Source organism: Pontibacillus yanchengensis (genome assembly GCF_009856295.1).
Lineage (GTDB): Bacteria > Bacillota > Bacilli > Bacillales > BH030062 > Pontibacillus > Pontibacillus yanchengensis_A.
On sequence record NZ_WMEU01000002.1, the window covers coordinates 519233 to 538476 of the forward strand.

The following is a 19244-nucleotide window of genomic DNA, read 5'->3' on the forward strand; positions in this document are numbered from 1 at the left end:
TCCTCCTTGCTCTGCCTCATATCAAAAAGAGGATTATACTTTAGCTGTTTCATAAGTGTTTTTTGGAGCCCTTACACGTTGAGCTTCACGATATAAACTATCTGTTTCCTTGTAAGATATTGATAGATCGTTCAGACGTTGTTTGGATGTCGGACTTATGATGTTCTGGGTGATGAAGAAATAAGAGTCATCTATCGTTGAAGAAGCTTTTTCGATGCCAAGATTACTTAGGGCATACACAATGTCTGTCTTTTCAGGTAATGATTCATATTCAAAATAGAGAGAAAAACCTAATCTCTCCAATTTAGCAAATTCTTCCGGTTTACTGGTTCGATCAGCGCCAAACACAGCAATGGTTTTAGGGCGTACGATTTGTTCATCTCTATATAGGGAAGAAGAAAGCACTGCTTCTATAGGTGGTTGATGATTGGAATAATCACTCTTTAAGCCAGTAGCTTGCTCTATTGCATATTCTAAATCACTAATAAGATCATCTGTCGACTCCAATCCAATTGATAATCGTATTAGATCCTCTGTAACACCTGTTTTAACAAGGTCTTCTTGATTTAACTGTTGGTGCGTAGTCGATGCTGGATGAATGATTAGTGATTTTGCATCTCCAACGTTGGCAACATGAGACCATAAACGTATATTGTCAATTACTTTTCGTCCTTCTTCGCGTCCACCTTTAATACCAAACACGATAATGGAACCGTAGCCGTTATGAAGGTACTGCTGTGCTAATTGGTGGGATGGATGGTTTTCAAGACCTGGATAGGATACCCAATCAACTCCAGGGTGCGCCTCTAGGTAACGAGATATTATCTGCGCATTTTCTAGATGACGTTCTACTCTAAGGTGAAGTGTTTCTAATCCTTGTAAAAGATAAAATGCGTTTTGTGGACTTAAACAAGCACCAATGTCACGCAAAAGCTGCACACGAAGTTTTACAGCAAATCCTGCTGGTCCGACATCTATTCCATATCGAATACCATGATAACTTTCATCAGGCTCAGTGAACCCAGGAAACTTTTCGTGATTCCAGTTAAAACGTCCACTATCTACGACTACACCGCCTATAGAATTTCCGTGTCCTCCAATCCATTTCGTTGCGGAGTGGATAACAATATCTGCTCCCCAAGAAATCGGTTTGCAGACGTGAGGAGTAGCAAATGTACTATCCACTAGAAGAGGGATATGATGAGCATGGGCAACATCAGCAACACTTTCAATATCAAGCACATCTAAACTAGGGTTTCCTATTACTTCCGCAAAGATAGCTTTTGTTTTAGGAGTAATGGCTGAACGGAAGCTTTCTGGATCCGTTCCATCCACAAACGTTACGTGAATTCCATACTTTGGAAGCGTCACTGCAAATAGATTATAAGTCCCACCGTATAGGTTCGTGGAAGTAACAATTTCATCACCAGCACTTGCTATATTTAAAATAGCTAAAGTGATAGCTGCCATACCTGAAGAAGTAGCTACTGCGGCAACACCATCTTCTAATAGGGCGACTCGTTGTTCAAAAGCATCAATGGTAGGATTACCAATTCGAGTGTATATGTTTCCAGGTTCTGCTAAGGCGAATAGGTTTTGAGCATGTTCTGTGTCATTAAATACGTAGGAAGTTGTTTGATAAATAGGTACCGCACGTGATCCAGTAGTTGGATCTGGGGATTGACCTCCGTGTAAACTTAACGTCTCCAATTGATATTGATGATAGGGTAGTGTCATACAACAATTCCTCCTTAAAATTTTGAGAGATACTAGGAAAAATTGCCTGACAGGTAAGGAGGAAGAGGGTAAAATAAAAACCCCCTTCCTAAGAAGAGGGTGTATATGTACAGTCCTCCTCTTATCTTCCAGATCCTCATGACCTGTAGGAATTAGCACCTTTCCCAAACCGTTTGTTTGGATGGTTGCCGGGCTTCACAGGGCCTAGTCCCTCTGCCGCTCTAGATAAGAGATATTAAATTTACTTTCTTTGTTCCACTTGTATAGGATTATATCCTATACTGCATTAAAACGTCAATACAGTTGTTAGATAAATTAGAATATTAATTCTGTATTGAATATTCTAATTTAATATAGTGAGTCGTTAGCAAAATATGTTAGTTTTTTACTTGCAACAAAGTTAAATGTATTTAATACTAAATGGTAACTTAAAGGAATGTAGGAGTTGAGATTTCATGCCTAAATACGCAAGCTTTGGCAGGAAGTTATTAGCTGATTTATTGGATTATTTACTATTTGGTATAGTTGTTGCTACGATTATCTTTTTTGTAACAGGTAAATTTTCTTTAGTGGATGCTAACGGCTCCATCTACTTTGAGCTTTCCCATGTTCTTTATATGACTTTGTTGCCTTTACTTTGGAGCGGCTATATTGTTGGCAAGCGAATATTTAATATTTATATTACCAAAGATGGTCAACCTTTAATATTATCAACAATGGTACTTCGTGAAATCTTTGGCAAGTTTATCTTAGCTGGGGTTACACTACACTAGGTACTACTGTAATCATTAGTATCTTCATGATAAACATTCGAGAAAATCGACGTGCTATTTAAGATTTGATTGCAGGAACGATGTGGTTCATGGGAAGCCCGCAAAAACATAAGCCTTTTTCATTTTTGGTATAATGAAAATAGTTATTAAATATGGGTGTGATACACTATGGTAAATAAAATTATTCTCTTTGATGGTGAATGTAACTTCTGTGATGTAAGTGTGCAGTTTATTTTAAAACGTGACAAGCAAGAACAATTTACATTTGCGTCCTTACAAGGTGAACACGGTCAAAAATTATTAAAGCAGCATGGCATTTCTTCAAGTGTTGATAGCTTTGTTTTAGTAGATGATAAACAGATACACTTCCAATCAACTGCAGCGCTTAAAGTATGTAAGGAGTTGGCTGGCGCATGGAAATTGCTCTATGTGTTTATTGTAATTCCAAAACCAATTAGAGATAAAGTGTACAACTTTGTTGCTAATAATCGATATAAATGGTTTGGGAAGAAAAATCAATGTGCTTTGCCTTCACCTGAAACAAGAAAGCGTTTTTTAGACTAATAAAAACCTCCTATCGTTTAGGAGGTTTTTTTATGTTCAAATATAATCTGAGTTTCTTTCAATATGGCCCCAAAGCCTTTTTTGATGGGGGTGTTTTATTATCGTCTAGAAAATCATTAACGGGTAGTGGATAACCCTGCTAAAGATATGGCCACGTTCAGCTCCAGCGCCCAGCGACTAGCAAACTTCCTGCCCCTCTTTACGATAAGTCAACATCGAATCGCCATCGCTCTTCATGGTTCCTATATCTCTGAAAAGATTTAAGGAAGTTCTATTAAGGTCGCTGCATCGTGCAGCAACATCGAACCAACCCACATCGTGAGGGCAGCAGTTTGTACGTCGCTAAGCGGGTGCCTTGGGCTTTTGTTCCTAGCGATGTTCTTTATCTCCTTGGAATCCTTTTTTGGAATTACGGTTAGAGACTCTTTCCATCTTTTCACGACTAATCGTTTCATCGTTTAACTCTACATTTCCAAGGCTTTCTGTAGGTGTCATGTTATTTTTTTGTGCAGCATCATGTGTAACTTTGCGTTTGGTCATAGTAGACCCTCCTTTCCATTCTATTTTTTACAAATCACAAGGTATCATGCATGTATTATTCTTTTTCAATTTCGTCCATCATAGTGATGAATGCTTCAGGATTTTCGAATTGTTTCATTTCCCAATTGGCATGAATCCATTTCACTAATTCCTCTTTAGAATTAAAAACCTCACCACTTGTATCTTCTTTTCTAATCATGTAGCGTCCATTATCTGGATCATTGGTGACTACACAAGGGTAAGCTCCGCTTTTGCCATACAATTGATGTTCCAAAAAACATTCTCCTTTTTATCGTAGTATTTACCCTTAACATGGACTTATTCTTAATACGATTAATGAATGATTCTTATGGGAAAATCAATACTAAGAACAATAAAATAAGGAGGTACACACTTATGAAAAAAATTAAAATCAACCGTGAAAGTCATAATAAATTAGCTGGTGCATTTAACGCTAACATGAAAATCAGTAAAGCGTTTAATGAACAAGATAAAGAAGATGGGGTTACAGAGGGTGAATTACTGTCTAGTTATTACATGAAAGAAGACATAGATGATGTGAACTATTCAACAGAAAGAAATGGGAAAAGTGTTAACGACCAAGTTCGTAACCACGAATGATGCGATGTAGAGGTAGTTTATGTGTGTAGGCTTTAGGAAATAGGATTCTTCCCCATAAAACAGGCATGCTTTGATTAGCATGCCTGTTTTTACGTTACTCCAGTTCGTTATGATCTTCTTCATCCTCAAGGTAGCTATCTGTTTCAGAATAATGTATTTCTCCCACTATCGACATCATTCCGGATTCATCTAGGTCTTCTTCATATTCATCATGTTGGGCGTTAGGATACACTGTTACGTTATTGCCATACATATCAACACCTGTGAAGTTTTCATAATCCTCAACGTAACTTACATTTTCATCTGAGTTTATATACGTATCATCATATTGTTCAATATCCTGACCTGAGAAATCGGAAGGTGTTTCGGATGTCCCGTATCGGGCCACATCTTGCCATGAATCTTCTGAGTCATAGAATGCGGTAGAAATGGATTCATCTGAACGTCTACGTAATCCAGGTTGAAGCACTTCTTCCTCAACAGGCCGTTGCTCATGTTCTTCTTGGTCTGGGCTGTGTTCTTTACAATATACGGTCGTCGGAAGGGCTTCCAAACGTTCGAATGGTATTTCTTTATTACATTCTTCGCAACGTCCATAACTTCCTTGATCCATTCTATATAGTGCTTGGACAATATCTTTTAACTCTTTTTCTGCGTGTTCATTTAATGCAATATCCTTTTCACGCTCATATAGATAAGTGGCATTATCACCAGGATGGTTATCATAATTGGAAAGTTCACTAACGGACTCTTGAACGGACTCGTCTTCCAAGCCATAGTGATCATTTTGCTCTAAATGGGTCAACAGCTCTCTTTGTTGACTGTACAATTCTGTTTTTAGCTGTTGGGTTTGTTTCTCTGTTAACATGGTTTTCCCTCCTTGGAGGTTTTACTTTTCGAACATACATATAGTATTTACATCCTTAATGAAATCATGCTTTAAGATATAGCATCTAGGCTTACGATATATACGTCTTAAGGCTTACTTGAAAATATGGCTGTAGCTCATTATGCAATCCTTTTGAGACAGGTATGATAAGAGTAAGAAAGATGAAAGGAGGGCAACCGCATGAAACAATTTCTATGGTTTATCGCTGGATTAGTTGCTTTGTCTCTAGTTCTTGCTAACTTAGGTCCAATGATATTGCTTGGAGTTAGTGTATGGTTGTTGTACATCATTTTCAAGAAATTTATGAAGACCGATTCTACAGCAAAAAAAGTCTTATGGGTCGTATTGGGCTTAATTGTCTTAAGCATTACGGTGTCCAATTTATACGCATTAATTGGAGTAGCTGCAGCTTATGTTCTTTATGTACTTTACAAAGGCTGGAAATCGAAGAACAATGATCACGTTGTTGGCGATTCTATTCAAAAAGATGATGATCCATTTATTAATTTTGAAAAGCAATGGGCAGAATTAAATAAATCGTAAAGGGAGAGATTACATTGGCAAATTTATTTACCCGAATTAAAGAATCTATTTCAGCTGATTTACACGACATGTTAGATGAAAAAGAAGAAAAAAATCCAGTAGCAGCATTAAACCATTACCTTAGACAAAGTGAACAAGAAACAGAAAAAGTACGTAAGCTTGTAGAGCGACAATATCGTTTGCGAGAAGAGTTTTCGAAAGAAGCTCAGCAGGCAAGAGATATGGCTGATAAGCGAAAACAACAACTAGAAATTGCACGAAAAGCTGGGGAAGAGCAAATGGTAGAATTTGCAATGAGGGAATATGAAGAATACACAGCTCGTGCTGAGCGGATGGAGAAATCAAGACAAGAAGCAGCTAGCCAGCTAGAAACGTTAGAACAAAAGTATGAAGAAATGAAGCATCGATTAAAAGACATGAAGCTTAAGCGAATGGAAGTGATGGGGCGCGAAAATATCGCAAGAGCTCATCACCGCATGGATAGCGTGATTAACGAGTCTTCTGATAAGCCATATTCGCGTTTCGGGGAACTAGACCAATACATTCAAGATTTAGAATACAAAGTAAACAGTTCCTATTACAAAAGTACATTTGACAGTAAAATAGCACAATTAGAAAAAGATATGGAAAATAAAGAAAACGTTTCAGTCCAATCATAAAAATATGATATCCTAAAGGAAATAAGTGTAGGAAAAAAAGGCGCAGTGCTCTGCGTCTTTTTATATCGAAAGGTACAAGTTTATATTATAAGATAAACTATGAAAGAAAGGAGGACATCTAATGCTATCACGGTTATCAACCAGTACATTAAATTGGATTATCATCATTGGATTTATCCTGTTAGGCGTAGAAATAATTTTCTTTAATGGTGGTTTAATCTTTTCGTTACTGTTCTCCTCTCTTTTATTGTATGTAGGGAAAAGAAAATACTACAGAACCTTTGGTAAAGTTTTGTTTTGGGTAGGAGTCATCACAATCTTCTTTACAGTAATAAATATGATTGCTGTACGATTTTTATTGATAGCAGGCATTGTCTTATTTGTTCGTTATTACTATAAGACAAAACAAAATCCTGACAAATGGGAAGCTATATTTGCAAGTTCAACTGTTCAGGAGAATGAACATTTATGTCGAACAGCACCATTACTTAAACAACGACTGATGGGAGATCAAATTACAAGTGAAGTTGGATATGAATGGCATGATGTCAATATTCATGGTGGATTTGGGGACCGTGTGCTTGATTTAAGTAATACAGTTCTCCCAGATGAAGCTGTGATATCCATACGTCATTTAATTGGAAATATTGAAATATACGTTCCCTATGAGGTAGAAGTAAGTGTCCACCATAGTTCTATATTAGGTAGAGCTAATATATTTGGAACCCATCATCTTAAATTGATGAATCATCAACTTTCATATCATACACCTGGATATGTAACAGAGAAACCCAAGGTTAAGATCGTTACCTCCTTATTCTCTGGAGATATCGAGGTGAAACGAATATGAACCTTTTGTCTCGTCAAACCATAGCTGGATTATTGTTTTCATTCACCATTACTATTCTGATATTATTTATTACTTTTTTAGCATTTCCACTCAATGAGTGGTCTGATTTATGGAATCAAGAAACATTTGATATACCTTATATAATGTTTATTAGTACCTTTGTTATTTGTACAGGTGTACTAGGTGGCTGGTATTATGGCTGGATGTGGAGAAGGAGAGTTCATGCAATATACCAGCGTTTAGATGAACTGATGAAAGGTCATCCACTTTCATTAGACCACACTGAACAGGTTATTGAATTTATTCAATTAAACCAACAGCTTCAAAAACTTGAAGATAAACTCACCAAGCAAACTGAATTATCACAAAGGCTAGCAACTGAAAGAGCAAATGAGCGGGAAGAAAGCCTTCAAGAAGTAGTCGTTCAAGAACGTAATCGACTAGCTAGAGAATTACATGATTCGGTAAGTCAACATTTATTTGCGGCTTCCATGATGATGTCAGCTATAAATGACTCTAACCCTCCAGAAAATGATGGTATAAGAAAACAAATGAGTATGGTTGAACATATGATTCAACAATCCCAACTTGAGATGAGAGCCTTGCTCCTTCACTTACGTCCCGTTCCACTAACAGGAAAGAGTCTCCAAGAAGGAATGCAAGAATTGTTAGAAGAACTCACTCAAAAGGTGCCGATGGAAATAGACTGGAAGGTAGAAACGTTCCATCTCGATAAGGGGATAGAGGACCAGTTATTTCGTATATTACAAGAGGCTGTTTCCAATACCTTACGTCATGCTGAGGCATATTCCCTCCATGTGATGCTTATTCAAAGAGATGAATTTGTTATCATGAGGGTGGTAGATGATGGAAAAGGTTTTAATGTAGAAGAAGAAAAAACAAGTTCATATGGATTACACAACATGCAGGAGCGTGCTATGGAAGTAGGTGGTACATTAAAGGTGATTAGTTTACCAAATCAAGGTACTCGTCTTGAGGTAAAGGTACCTTATGTAAAAGGAAAGGGGGATGACAATGATTAACGTTCTCTTTGCAGATGATCATGAAATGGTTCGCATTGGAGTTTCCGCATACCTATCTTCACAAAAAGATATTGATGTTATAGCTGAAGCTGATGATGGTCAGCAGGCTGTAAATTTAGCTTTACAGCATCGGCCTGATATTATATTAATGGACCTTGTTATGAAAGAGATGGATGGTATAGAAGCAACAAAAAGAATTATTGAGCAATGGCCAACTGCTAAAATCATTATCGTGACAAGCTTTTTAGATGATGAGAAAGTATACCCAGCGTTAGAAGCTGGAGCAACAAGTTATATGTTAAAAACTTCCAAAGCAAATGAAATAGCAGACGCAATTCGGTCAACATATGAAGGTCAATCCATCTTAGAACCAGAGGTAACAGGGAAAATCATGAACAAAATGCGTCAAAAGCCAGTACAATACCCTCACGAATATTTAACAGAAAGAGAAAAAGAGATTTTAATGTTAATGGCAGAAGGGAAAGTGAATCAAGAAATAGCAGACGAGCTATATATTGCATTGAAAACTGTAAAGGTTCATGTAAGTAACATTTTAGGAAAGCTAGAAGTACAGGATAGAACACAAGCCGTAATTTATGCGTTTAAACATGATTTAGTAAAGTAATCATTCTTAACCCTTTATAATAAAAAATAAAGAACATAAAAGGGAATTACGAAACATTTACTAATGAAAAAGACTATGTAAGCAAAGGGTGAAGGAAATGACTAAAAAGAAAGTTGGCATATTATTTGGAGGGAAATCCTCAGAACATGAAGTATCATTACAATCCGCCAAAAATATTGTTGATGCAATTGATAAGGAGAAGTATGAGGTAGTGTTAATTGGCATCGATAAAGATGGAGGTTGGCATGTGAATGATCAATCTCAGTACTTGTTGCATGCGGAAGATCCTAAATTAATTACGTTAAATAAAACGAATGAGGGTGTAGCAGTTGTTCCAGGTAGCACAAGTAATCAAATGCTGAATCTTTCCACGACAACAAGCTTAGGTCAGTTAGATGCAGTTTTTCCAATTCTTCATGGGACGTTAGGGGAAGACGGAAGTATCCAAGGTATGTTGCGACTAGCCAACATCCCATATGTTGGTACGAATGTGTTAGGGTCAGCTATGTGCATGGATAAGGATATTACAAAGCGCTTGTTAAGGGACGCTGGTATTGGTGTAGCTAAATGGTACTCTTATAAAAAGCATCAAAAAGATCGAATCCAATTCAATGAAATGAAAGATAATCTGGGAATGCCGTTTTTTGTAAAACCAGCTAACCAAGGCTCTTCAGTAGGAGTTAGTAAAGTAAGAAGTGAAGCGGAATTTACAAAAGCTATAGAAGAAGCATTCTTATATGATTATAAAGTTATTATTGAAGAGGGTGTAGTAGGAAGAGAAATTGAATGTTCTGTATTGGGCAATGAAGAGCCTAAGGCATCCGTACCTGGAGAAATTCTGTCGTCAACTGATTTCTATTCTTACGAAACAAAGTATATCGATGAAAGTGGGGCAAAGTTAGAAATTCCTGCTTCATTAGATCAACAAACAGAAGATCGTGTTAGACAAACGGCCATCGAGGCATTTCGAGTTCTTGAATGTGAAGGATTATCACGAGTAGATGTTTTCTTAAAAGAAAATGGAGAAATTATTGTGAATGAAATCAACACATTACCAGGCTTTACGAAAATCAGCATGTATCCAAAGCTTTGGGAAGCAAGTGGTATTTCATATCCAGCACTTATTGATGAATTAATTGAGCTTGCTATCCAAAGATATGAGCGCGATGCTTCCTTGAAGAATACAAGAGAAGATTAAGAAGGAAATTTAGTAACCCTAGTACATATGACATGTACTAGGGTTTTTTCTTTAAAAGTAAAATAAGAATAAGTTTCTAGCGTGTCTAGCTCAAACTCCCAGCGCCTAGTATGCTTCCCTCGCCTCCGTACAATAAGTTAACATCGAATCACGCATGTTTTCGTGTTTCCTTAATCTCCTACGGAATCAGGTGAAGTTCGATTAAAATCGCTACATCACGTAGCAACATCGAACCAACCTACGTCGTGTAGGCCGCGGCATATACCGTCGCTAAACTGGTGCCCTAAGCTTTTGTTCTGAAGTGCAAATTAATCTTTCTTTGCTCCAAAGACTTGTCAGGCGACAGTTTTCTTCTTTTTAAATAATTGAATATTATGAATATATCTATAGACCTTAACAAACTAAAGGATAAAAGCTATACTTGGTTCCATCATAAAGCAACATATGTACATTTGAGGAGGACAAAAATGAAAATAGGACTTTTACCAAGATTAATTATTGCGATCATAATAGGAATTGGTGCTGGATTATTACTCCCTCAGTGGTGGATACAATTATTGGCTACATTTAATGGTTTATTTGGTGGCTTTCTAAATTTCATTATCCCTTTGATTATATTAGGATTTATCGCTCCAGGTATTGGTGAATTAGGGAAGGGTGCTGGAAAACTAGTGGCACTAACCACTACTGTAGCATACACATCTACTGTTGTAGCAGGGTTGTTAGCCTTCTTTAGTGGGCGTTTGTTATTTCCCACTCTATTATCATCAGGTAGTACATCAGGGAACTTTGAAAACCCGGAAGAGTTTCTTCAATCCCCGTTATTTGAAGTGAATTTAGAACCTGTGATGAGTGTAATGACAGCTCTTATTTTAGCCTTTGTCCTAGGTTTAGGATTAGCTTCTATTAATGGAACATCGCTGCAAAAAGGGTTGGTTGATTTTCGTAGCATTATTGAGAAGGTCATACATTATGTCATTATTCCTTTGCTACCTGTCCACATATTAGGGATTTTCGCGAATATGACGTATGGGGGTCAAGTGGCGATGATTATGTCCACTTTTATAAAAGTATTTGCCGTTATCATCGTACTACACGTTGTTATGCTCCTTGCTCAGTATAGTACAGCATCTGCTCTATCAGGGAAAAACGTACTACATTCCTTAAGAAATATGGTTCCAGCATATTTCACTGCACTTGGTACACAGTCATCTGCTACAACGATACCAGTGACGCTTAAACAAACCAAAAGCAATCAAGTGAGAGAAAAAATAGCTGATTTCGTAGTACCTTTATGCGCCAACATTCATCTGTCCGGTAGTACGATTACACTTGTCAGTTGTTCTATGGCCGTAATGATGCTAAATGGAATGCAGCCTACCTTTACTAGCATTTTTCCATTTATTTTAGCTCTAGGCTTAACGATGATTGCTGCACCTGGTGTACCTGGAGGAGCTGTAATGGCTGTTCTAGGGCTGCTTCAATCTATGTTAGGTTTTAGCGAAACTATGACTTCACTAATGATTGCCCTTTACCTAGCTCAAGATAGCTTTGGCACGGCAACTAACGTAACAGGAGACGGAGCGCTATCCATTATTATTGATAAGTTAATGGGAAAGGATATAAATACTATAGAGGTTGAAGAACATAATAATAAGACTGCTTAAAAAAAACCGGAGAGAATTTAGACTAACCTAATAAAATGAGACACTAAAAAAACACCTTCGAAATGGTACACTTAATAAAAGTACTGATTCGGAGGTGTTTTTGTGTGGGCAAAAACTTTTATTCAGGAGAAATGAAGTGTGAAGTCGTTAAGATAAGATGAGTGGGGTCTTAAGTCTGAGGAATTTCAGTACGTGAAGTTTAAATCAATAGGCATGGATAAGGTCAGAGAGCATGTAGACGATTATATAAAATACTATAATAAAGAGCGAATTCAAGAAAAATTAGGCTACCACTCTCCAATTGAATTTGGAGAAATGGCAGCCTAAGAAGGCGTTTTATTCCTGTCTCAAATGAACAGGTCAGTCTAATTCTTCGGCTTTTTTTATAAAATTAATTCGTTGTTACCAAATGTTTTCTTAAAATGATAACTCTGTTCTTCTTCAAACAATTGATTATAATAAACAGCATGGGAATACCCGTCATAAATAGAAAATAAATAAATGGATGGGAAGAAGAGTAACCATTGGACATTAATCAACTCAGGTATCATTTCAAATTTACCTGTTAATGTATAAAGGAACATTAAAGGGAGTTTTGTGTAGTAACTAATAATAACGGTCCATCCTAATATTGTAATTCCACTAATCAATTTGTTATTACAAATATGAAAGAGACCTGGAAATATCGTGTTCCACACATAAGCCATTTTTGGATTACGTACGTTAAGCGTATTTATTCCCCATGTATCTATGAAGCCAAATGTAAGTTCTCTACTTGATTGTTTTTCTTCAATTAAACTGGATTTATTGGTATCGATGCAGATACGGTATGAATCCCATATCGCAAAAACGAAAAAAGAACAATATAAGGATAGCCAATTGTAATTGATTACCTCATGTACTTGTGAGAAATTACCGATCATGGAATAAAAAATGGCTTCATTCAAGTGAGATAAATTATTTAAGATAATCTCACCGCTAACTAATAATAGTCCTTTCAAATAATGTCCTAAATGAATATGTCCCATGCCTGGAAGAGCAGCTGACCACCAAGCTATGATGATCGGTCGACGTTTCTTAATGTAATTTACGTCAAAGGCACCAATCTTTACCTTGGCTCTCCTCGGTTTAAACATTTTAATGGTTTGGATATTTTTTGACAAAAAAATCACCTCTAACGAGTATTTTGTCCATAACTAGCCACACTATCTAATGGTGTTATTTGTAAAATGGGGTGTTATTATGCATGTTTTTGCTGCTTTTGAAAGTAATGAATATGTGGAAATGGCTATAGGAGAAATTGTGGAACATCAATTTCCCAAAGAAAATATTGTGTTTGTTGAGATGAACAATGAGGAAACTGAGCGTACATTAGTAGATTCGATTAATTATTCAGATGGGATGAGCTTCTCTGATACAACAGCAACTTTAGCCACAATTGGTATGCTTTTAGGGGTCATTTATGGTTCGGTGATTTTTTTAGGTCCTGTTATTATTGGTTTAATTGGATTGGTTGCTGGAGGGTTAATAGGGTATTTTTTTGATAAAAGGAAAGAGAAGCAAAAACTAAAAAGAAGAAAACAAGAAATGAATATTAGAATCTTATTTATCATTCAATGTAAAACATACGCAGAAGTTCAACTTATTCAAGAAATTTGTAGAAAGTATTTTGTTTCCTATTTAGGAGTACACAATAAAGGAAAACAATCTAATAAGGGTGATTAAGAGAGAATGTTACGCCAAGTAGCGTTCTCTTTACTTTGATAACTTTCTGTTATCCGTTATACTTTTTTTAACATTGATATTAATCCTCAAAAGAGTTACAAGGCTAGGGAGGTATAACGAACGAAGCCCTTTATACATAATCATCAGTTTAATTATATCCAACAACAAAACGGGTTGAGGTTGTCTTTAATTTAGTGATGTTGCCACGTCCAGCTCCGGCGCCCAGCGACTAGCAAACTTCCTGCACCTCCTTACGATAAGTCAACATCGAATCGCTATCGCTCTTCGTGTTCCTTTATCTCATACGGAGCCGTCCAGTTTGTACGTCGCTAACCGGGTGCTTGCGCTTTTGTCCGAATGTGTTGGGAGAGAGAACAAGAATCTGGAGGTGAAGATATGACGGAAAAACAGAAGATGTTAGCAGGAGAATTTTATGAGGCTAGTGATACAGAGCTTTCGCAGGATCGTTTACGTGCAAAGCAAATATGCCATCAATTTAATCAGACGAATCCGAGTCAAATTCAACATCAGCAATCTATACTGAAGGAGTTATTTAATCAGGAAACAAATGCCCATATTGAACCACATTTTTATTGTGATTATGGATACAATATCCAATTAGGAGACGGCTTTTATGCTAACCATAATTGTGTGATTTTAGATTGCAATATTGTAACTATCGGTGATTTTGTTCAATTTGGACCGAATGTACAGGTGTACACAGCTACACATCCAATTGATTCCAAACAAAGATTCGAAGGTAAAGAAATGGCTTACCCTATACATATTGGGGATTATACTTGGATTGGTGGAAGCACTGTTATTATGCCTGGAGTGAAGATTGGCAGTAATACGGTGATTGGTGCAGGCAGTGTGGTGACGAAATCAATTCCAGATAATGTAGTGGCCGCAGGTAATCCTTGTAAAGTAATTAAGCATATCTAAAAGTTATGTATTATTGGAAAAGGGTGGTGCCCATAGAGGACACCACCCTTTGTAATTTATATATTCACATTTTCATTACTTCAAACCTTGTGCCGCGGTATGATCACTGTGCTATACTTTGAAAACCTTAAATAATGAAAGCCCTACCTCTCTCTCATCCTTGCGGCTCCTTGACCGCGCCAGTGAAAATAAGGTGCTGTGCGTTCAATGTTTTCACAGTTGCCAGTTGATTTTACCGTAACGTTAATGGAACTATCTTTTATAGTACAGATTCATCTGTTCTGCAGTACATTTATATAATATATCACTTATTTTGATGTATGTAAAGAGTTAGTTTGATGTTTTATTTGTCTATGTGGAGTTCAATAAAGAGAAGTAAGGTTATTCCATATAAGAGGCATGATCTGGAAGACTTGAGGTCGAGGTAGTTTGGGTGAGTGGGGTGTTTCCGTTGTGTTAAGGGAGAAAAGATAGGCCTGGAAATTAGCTCACTTTCCTGTGTTCTTTACACATCTGTTTTTCAACGGGTCGCATTTATCATGCAATACATGGACTTGTCATGTCGCTGTGATAAAAACATGGGCGCGACTTTTCCTGCTTTCGGAGCGACCGCTGTTTTTTGGGGGGTCTGGAGGGGCGGTTGTGCGAGCAAATTTTCAAGTTTCGGAGCAACCGGGTATGCGGACAGAAATGCGGTGCGCCAGAGCCCCTTTGCGAGCGAGTTTTCGAAAATTGGAGCGACTTTCTGAATATAGGAGCGATCGTCCCAATTTCCCGGCCCATGTTTCCGTACCTCCCAACATCGCGGGTGGTGGCCTGGGAACAAGGAGACTCCCGCCGGAGAAAGAGGTAGGCAAGATCCCCTGAGGGCGTTTTCCTCCGAAGGTAGCTTGCCAGCTCGCGGCAGGACGCGAGTTGTTCCCAGGCCAACTTTAGTCTAACTAAGGCAACGGAAATATTCCTCTTATAACCAATAAAAGCCCCATTAACTCGAATCCAAGTCTTCAAGATAATGGGGCTTATTTGGATAAGATGATCAACATGAATAGTTTGTACATGATCGTAAAGAGCTTTATATAAATACAAAAAACCTATTATAGTAAAACTTTTGTACTAAAATTAATTTTTTGGAAAATAGGAAGATTTTTCAAAAATATTTCAGGGTAAAATTTAAACAAATAGAATAAAATAAAGCCAAAAGGAGGGTGATGATTACTAATGAAGAAATGGAACAAAGTAAATGAACGTTTTGAAGTAGAAGAACAAGAATTTGCTGAAAATATGTACTATAAAGACCATTATAAAGACGATCGTAAAATGACAGATTTAGAATTACTATCCATATACTATAGCAACAACAATACCATCCCCATTGATGTGAGCAAATTTAATAGTAAAAGATAAGAACTCTGCAGTTTGCAGAGTTCTTTTTTAGTAGTAATGATAAAATTTATATACAAATAAAATGCTACCGTTTGATTATTTTTTGCTTGAAACGTGTGAAAGGACATTTTGATGGAATGGTATCATCATCTCTTAAGTAATACTGTTTCCACTCATAGTTATCTTCTTGACCATACCATTTCAATGATGGGTGAGCTGGTATGTTGTCATAGTTGGTTAACCTATCTCGTATTACTTGTTTAATCTTTCTACCAAAAGTTGTTGAATCATTAATTTCATTAAATACCCATCTTGGTTGTAGGGCAATCAAAAAATGAGAAGAGTGTCGGCTTTTTCTCATTTGATGAGCAGGTGTAGCACAAAAAGCGAAATAAGGTTGCTCATGAAAGCAAAACTCCCATTCATGATCATTGGGGTCTTTGGGTATGGAATCCGGCCATTCTTTTTCGTCAAACTTACTTACACCGTTTATAACAGACCAGAATAACTCTTCATAGTTTTCAACATTATAATGTTGTTTCATCTCTTCTGGGGTATAGAACATCAAAGCTAAAGATGCATATTTTCCAGTATCTCGAGAACATAAGGTGTATTCCTTTAATACCTTAGCAAATTGCTCGTGAGTTTCTTTATTTCTAGGGTCACCTAAAAATCCATAACGTAATGAATCTTCCAAAAATCCTTGGCGTCCAGGTACACATGGATACGTATGATCTTCCATCATGTTAGCAAAATCCTCGTATGCTTGTTGCTGCCATGATTCAAGAGATAGAAGGTTTTCCTCAATCCAACTTCTAGTGTACAGTTCAGTCATCCCTAATTCCTCCTTACATTATATAACATAATCAATGGAGAAAAATAGGTGACTGTCCATGTAGTTTAGATTATAATCTTAAAAGCTTGAATTCCAAAATAAATCCCAAATCCAATTAATACAAGTCCAGCTATTACTGAAATGTATGTAAGTATTTTAGGTTTGCGTAATTTCTGAAGGGAACTTGCTACTAATGCCATGAAGACATCCCAGCAAAGAATTCCTAAAAATATACCAGAACTATAAAAGAAAAGTTGAGATTGTCCATATTGATCCATGGTTTTAGCAAGAATGGAACCATAAATTCCTAACCAAAACAAAATATTCAACGGATTGGAAAGAGCCATGAAGAAGCCAGTAAAAAAAGATCTACTAGATCTTTGCGAATCTTCATTAGAAGAAGTGTCATTAGAGGACTTGATACTTTCAATACCGGTGTACACTAAAACAAAAGCCCCAAAAAACCATATAAATGTTTTTACTATAGGAATCATTATAACTTGCGCTAAACCAAAATAAATCAGCAACATAAAACCCATATCAGCAACCATAGCACCTATTCCTACCAACCAAGCACTTAGAAACCCATACTTTATTCCTTTATCAAGTTGTGCAGCGTTAATAGGACCTATGGGTGCTGAAAGGGATAGACCAAGAAAAATGTAACTAAAGAATATACTCATCCACCTTAACCCCCTTGAAAATACTCCTCTTCCAATTTTATGCAACATAATTAGCTTGTACTACAAATATGAAACCTGTTAAAACCTATTCTCGTCAAAAGGTTATAATCTCCGTTCTAAAGGTAATGTCATGCATCTAATGCCTCCGCCGCCTTTTTCTAATTCTGTAACATCTATGGATAGATATTTTTTCTTTTTCAAAACAGGATGGTCTCTGAATATTTCTAAGTTAGCCTGTTTACTAATTAGTATTGTTTCAGGATTGATATTTAAGAAGTTAATGTCGGGTATGGTTTTGTATGATTCAATCCAATATACATCAAACCCATGTCGACTCATAAATTCCTGCATCATACTATAGTGAACTGTAGACTGGGTAAGAACTTGAATAGGGAAGTAGCGTAGAAAGCTTTTGGAAATCACTACATTTGAGCCGACAACGTTACAATTCATATCTAAATGAAGCGTACTTGCACTTCTCGGTAAATCGATGATTCCAATTTCAGAGAAACCTGCTTCAAATAAGCTATTTTTTACTCTTTCAACACTAGAGATACTGGTACGCATTCCTACATTAATGAAGATTGCATCTTTGTTTAGAACTAATACATCACCGAATTCAAGTGAGCTAACATCGTTGTTTTCATGTATTTGGAAATGATGGGGAAACCATTTATTCATCAAACTGTGTAGGTGAATATATTCGGGTTTTCGCATAGAGGTTCCTGCTTCACCAGGTAAGATAGTATTGCCGAAAACGCAGGCTAGGTCTCTTACAAACATGCGGTTAATTAGTTGGTCGCTTAACCGGTAGCCCTCACTTGATAGTTCATCTTCATATTGAATGACATGCACACCTTCTTGTGATAGTGCCCCTGTTAAATTTTCATGATTTTCATGTGCAATTTCCTGATTAACAGGCCCATTCCATTGCACCATCGTAGCTGTTTTTTGGTCTGGTACATCAAGACTAGAAGGAGGGCATAATACAACAGATTTTAGTTGTTCATGTTCAGAGAAGCAATTTGGTGATATCTGGTTCATTTTTTATTACCTCCTAAAGTGTTCGTCTTATTAGAATCTCCTAGCCTGATGAAATAATACTTCTGAGGTGAGGGGGAGATTTATAGGGAGAAAGGTGTGAAGGAATGATTAAAAAATCATGAAATTTAGGTTATATTATGCAAATATTAGGAATTGCACTTGTCGTTGGCTTTATCCTAGCTTTTATACTTGCTTTGAATTCCAAGTTTCAAAAAGTAATAAAGAAATTGACGGATCCACTTCATTTTTTTCCACTTTCTGTCGTTGCGTATATATTGTTAAGACCAGTTATATTTCCTGCTAGAAGCCCAGATATAGGACCTATGGATTTTTAACTAGCATAGGTCTTGAAATAATCATCCTTACGATACTTGTCACCTCTATTACAACGGTGGTGATTGGGAACGAAATAAAATATATCCATGAGCAAGAATCCAAAATGTCAAAACATTAGGAGCGAGCAATGGACGGATTTGAATAGCACATATTATGCCACATCTATGGACAAGAATATTTCTGTGATTTGGAAGGCAGTTTAATCAAGTATTGACTTGCTACATTTAGGTGTGTTAAATATGATAATCCTCCTAGAAGTGTGACGAATGAATGGGCAGGGCTTATTGGGGCTAATAAAGATCATATTTATACAGGTGAGTATTGGATGCTACTTTGGACCCTTCTTGCATTTATGCTAACTATCTTTGCAATGAAGGGAGTGGAGGAGGTACAACATAATAAAGTTGGCTTTTCGTTAATGAAACAAAAACCTGACTCTAACGAAGAGGACCAAGATTATATTACACCCAGTGCAACTGATGGCCAAGGAAGATTCGAATTTAAACATCCTCATCCTTTTAATCAAAAGTTGGGGTGTGTAATGTTTCCTTTTTAGGAAATGATGAATCTATATAGGTAAAAGA

At 36.8% G+C, this 19244-nt stretch carries 22 protein-coding genes, 1 pseudogene and 1 riboswitch; of the genes and pseudogenes, 15 read left to right on the plus strand and 8 right to left on the minus strand.

Features of this window, described 5'->3' with window-relative positions; genetic code table 11:
* Window positions 1-33 precede the first annotated feature (33 nt).
* Window positions 34-1737, minus strand: coding sequence for an O-acetylhomoserine aminocarboxypropyltransferase/cysteine synthase family protein (locus GLW08_RS09760; RefSeq protein WP_160848428.1), 1704 nt, complete (start codon window positions 1735-1737; stop codon window positions 34-36).
* A gap of 118 nt (window positions 1738-1855) precedes the next feature.
* Window positions 1856-1969: riboswitch (SAM riboswitch) on the minus strand.
* Between the two features lie 223 nt (window positions 1970-2192).
* Between GLW08_RS09760 and GLW08_RS09765 the strand changes: the two genes are divergently transcribed.
* Window positions 2193-2510, plus strand: coding sequence for an RDD family protein (locus tag GLW08_RS09765; RefSeq protein ID WP_160848429.1), 318 nt, complete (start codon window positions 2193-2195; stop codon window positions 2508-2510).
* Window positions 2511-2678: 168 nt separating this feature from the next.
* A complete protein-coding gene (locus GLW08_RS09770) occupies window positions 2679-3074 on the plus strand; it encodes a thiol-disulfide oxidoreductase DCC family protein (protein WP_160848430.1) in 396 nt (131 codons plus the stop codon).
* 369 nt (window positions 3075-3443) lie between these two features.
* On the opposite strand, the gene GLW08_RS21630 is transcribed toward GLW08_RS09770, so the two are convergent.
* The gene (locus tag GLW08_RS21630) at window positions 3444-3614 is read right to left on the minus strand and encodes a hypothetical protein (RefSeq protein ID WP_202406399.1); all 171 of its coding nucleotides are present in this window, start codon (window positions 3612-3614) and stop codon (window positions 3444-3446) included.
* A 55-nt stretch (window positions 3615-3669) separates the two neighbouring features.
* Complete coding sequence (locus GLW08_RS09775; protein WP_160848431.1) at window positions 3670-3888, minus strand: hypothetical protein; 219 nt, start codon at window positions 3886-3888, stop codon at window positions 3670-3672.
* Between the two features lie 122 nt (window positions 3889-4010).
* Between GLW08_RS09775 and GLW08_RS09780 the strand changes: the two genes are divergently transcribed.
* On the plus strand, window positions 4011-4235 hold the full coding sequence (locus GLW08_RS09780) for a hypothetical protein (RefSeq protein WP_160848432.1): 225 nt from the start codon (window positions 4011-4013) through the stop codon (window positions 4233-4235).
* Between the two features lie 94 nt (window positions 4236-4329).
* On the opposite strand, the gene GLW08_RS09785 is transcribed toward GLW08_RS09780, so the two are convergent.
* Window positions 4330-5103, minus strand: a complete 774-nt coding sequence (locus GLW08_RS09785; protein ID WP_160848433.1) for a TraR/DksA C4-type zinc finger protein — start codon at window positions 5101-5103, stop codon at window positions 4330-4332.
* Between the two features lie 201 nt (window positions 5104-5304).
* On the opposite strand from GLW08_RS09785, the gene GLW08_RS09790 reads away from it, so the two are divergent.
* The 8 genes and pseudogenes from GLW08_RS09790 to GLW08_RS09825 form a co-directional block, all read left to right on the plus strand.
* Window positions 5305-5667, plus strand: a complete 363-nt coding sequence (locus GLW08_RS09790) for a flagellar basal body rod protein (protein ID WP_160848434.1) — start codon at window positions 5305-5307, stop codon at window positions 5665-5667.
* 14 nt (window positions 5668-5681) lie between these two features.
* On the plus strand, window positions 5682-6326 hold the full coding sequence (locus GLW08_RS09795) for a PspA/IM30 family protein (RefSeq protein WP_160848435.1): 645 nt from the start codon (window positions 5682-5684) through the stop codon (window positions 6324-6326).
* A 121-nt stretch (window positions 6327-6447) separates the two neighbouring features.
* Entirely contained in the window at window positions 6448-7176 is a 729-nt protein-coding gene (gene liaF / locus GLW08_RS09800; protein ID WP_160848436.1) for a cell wall-active antibiotics response protein LiaF, read from the plus strand.
* Window positions 7173-8219 (plus strand): sensor histidine kinase, encoded by a 1047-nt coding sequence (locus GLW08_RS09805; protein WP_160848437.1) that lies wholly within the window; start codon window positions 7173-7175, stop codon window positions 8217-8219. Before liaF ends, GLW08_RS09805 begins: the two co-directional genes overlap by 4 nt.
* A complete protein-coding gene (locus GLW08_RS09810) occupies window positions 8212-8844 on the plus strand; it encodes a response regulator transcription factor (RefSeq protein ID WP_160848438.1) in 633 nt (210 codons plus the stop codon). Before GLW08_RS09805 ends, GLW08_RS09810 begins: the two co-directional genes overlap by 8 nt.
* A 97-nt stretch (window positions 8845-8941) precedes the next feature.
* Window positions 8942-10042 (plus strand): D-alanine--D-alanine ligase, encoded by a 1101-nt coding sequence (ddlA, locus tag GLW08_RS09815; RefSeq protein WP_160848439.1) that lies wholly within the window; start codon window positions 8942-8944, stop codon window positions 10040-10042.
* 467 nt (window positions 10043-10509) lie between these two features.
* Complete coding sequence (locus GLW08_RS09820) at window positions 10510-11709, plus strand: dicarboxylate/amino acid:cation symporter (RefSeq protein ID WP_160848440.1); 1200 nt, start codon at window positions 10510-10512, stop codon at window positions 11707-11709.
* Window positions 11710-11889: 180 nt separating this feature from the next.
* Window positions 11890-12036: pseudogene (locus tag GLW08_RS09825) on the plus strand (IS3 family transposase); the annotation flags it as partial.
* 56 nt (window positions 12037-12092) lie between these two features.
* Here GLW08_RS09825 and GLW08_RS09830 read toward each other — a convergent pair.
* Window positions 12093-12872 carry a hypothetical protein gene (locus GLW08_RS09830; RefSeq protein ID WP_160848442.1) on the minus strand — a complete coding sequence of 260 codons (780 nt, stop codon included), beginning with the start codon at window positions 12870-12872 and terminating at the stop codon, window positions 12093-12095.
* 79 nt (window positions 12873-12951) lie between these two features.
* On the opposite strand from GLW08_RS09830, the gene GLW08_RS09835 reads away from it, so the two are divergent.
* The 3 genes from GLW08_RS09835 to GLW08_RS09845 all read left to right on the plus strand — a co-directional run bounded on the left by GLW08_RS09835 (window position 12952) and on the right by GLW08_RS09845 (window position 15783).
* On the plus strand, window positions 12952-13434 hold the full coding sequence (locus GLW08_RS09835) for a SoxR reducing system RseC family protein (protein WP_160848443.1): 483 nt from the start codon (window positions 12952-12954) through the stop codon (window positions 13432-13434).
* A gap of 396 nt (window positions 13435-13830) precedes the next feature.
* Window positions 13831-14379 (plus strand): sugar O-acetyltransferase, encoded by a 549-nt coding sequence (locus GLW08_RS09840; protein ID WP_160848444.1) that lies wholly within the window; start codon window positions 13831-13833, stop codon window positions 14377-14379.
* A gap of 1218 nt (window positions 14380-15597) precedes the next feature.
* On the plus strand, window positions 15598-15783 hold the full coding sequence (locus GLW08_RS09845) for a hypothetical protein (protein WP_160848445.1): 186 nt from the start codon (window positions 15598-15600) through the stop codon (window positions 15781-15783).
* A gap of 64 nt (window positions 15784-15847) precedes the next feature.
* Here the strand turns inward: GLW08_RS09845 and GLW08_RS09850 are convergent, their stop codons facing one another.
* The 3 genes from GLW08_RS09850 to GLW08_RS09860 form a co-directional block, all read right to left on the minus strand.
* Complete coding sequence (locus GLW08_RS09850) at window positions 15848-16597, minus strand: YqcI/YcgG family protein (RefSeq protein ID WP_160848446.1); 750 nt, start codon at window positions 16595-16597, stop codon at window positions 15848-15850.
* Between the two features lie 65 nt (window positions 16598-16662).
* Window positions 16663-17280: a LysE family translocator gene (locus GLW08_RS09855; RefSeq protein WP_160848447.1), complete on the minus strand. Its 618-nt coding sequence runs from the start codon at window positions 17278-17280 to the stop codon at window positions 16663-16665.
* 102 nt (window positions 17281-17382) lie between these two features.
* Entirely contained in the window at window positions 17383-18324 is a 942-nt protein-coding gene (locus tag GLW08_RS09860) for an arginine deiminase family protein (protein WP_160848448.1), read from the minus strand.
* A 595-nt stretch (window positions 18325-18919) separates the two neighbouring features.
* Here GLW08_RS09860 and GLW08_RS09865 point away from each other — a divergent pair.
* Window positions 18920-19216 carry a hypothetical protein gene (locus GLW08_RS09865; protein ID WP_160848449.1) on the plus strand — a complete coding sequence of 99 codons (297 nt, stop codon included), beginning with the start codon at window positions 18920-18922 and terminating at the stop codon, window positions 19214-19216.
* Window positions 19217-19244 lie beyond the last annotated feature (28 nt).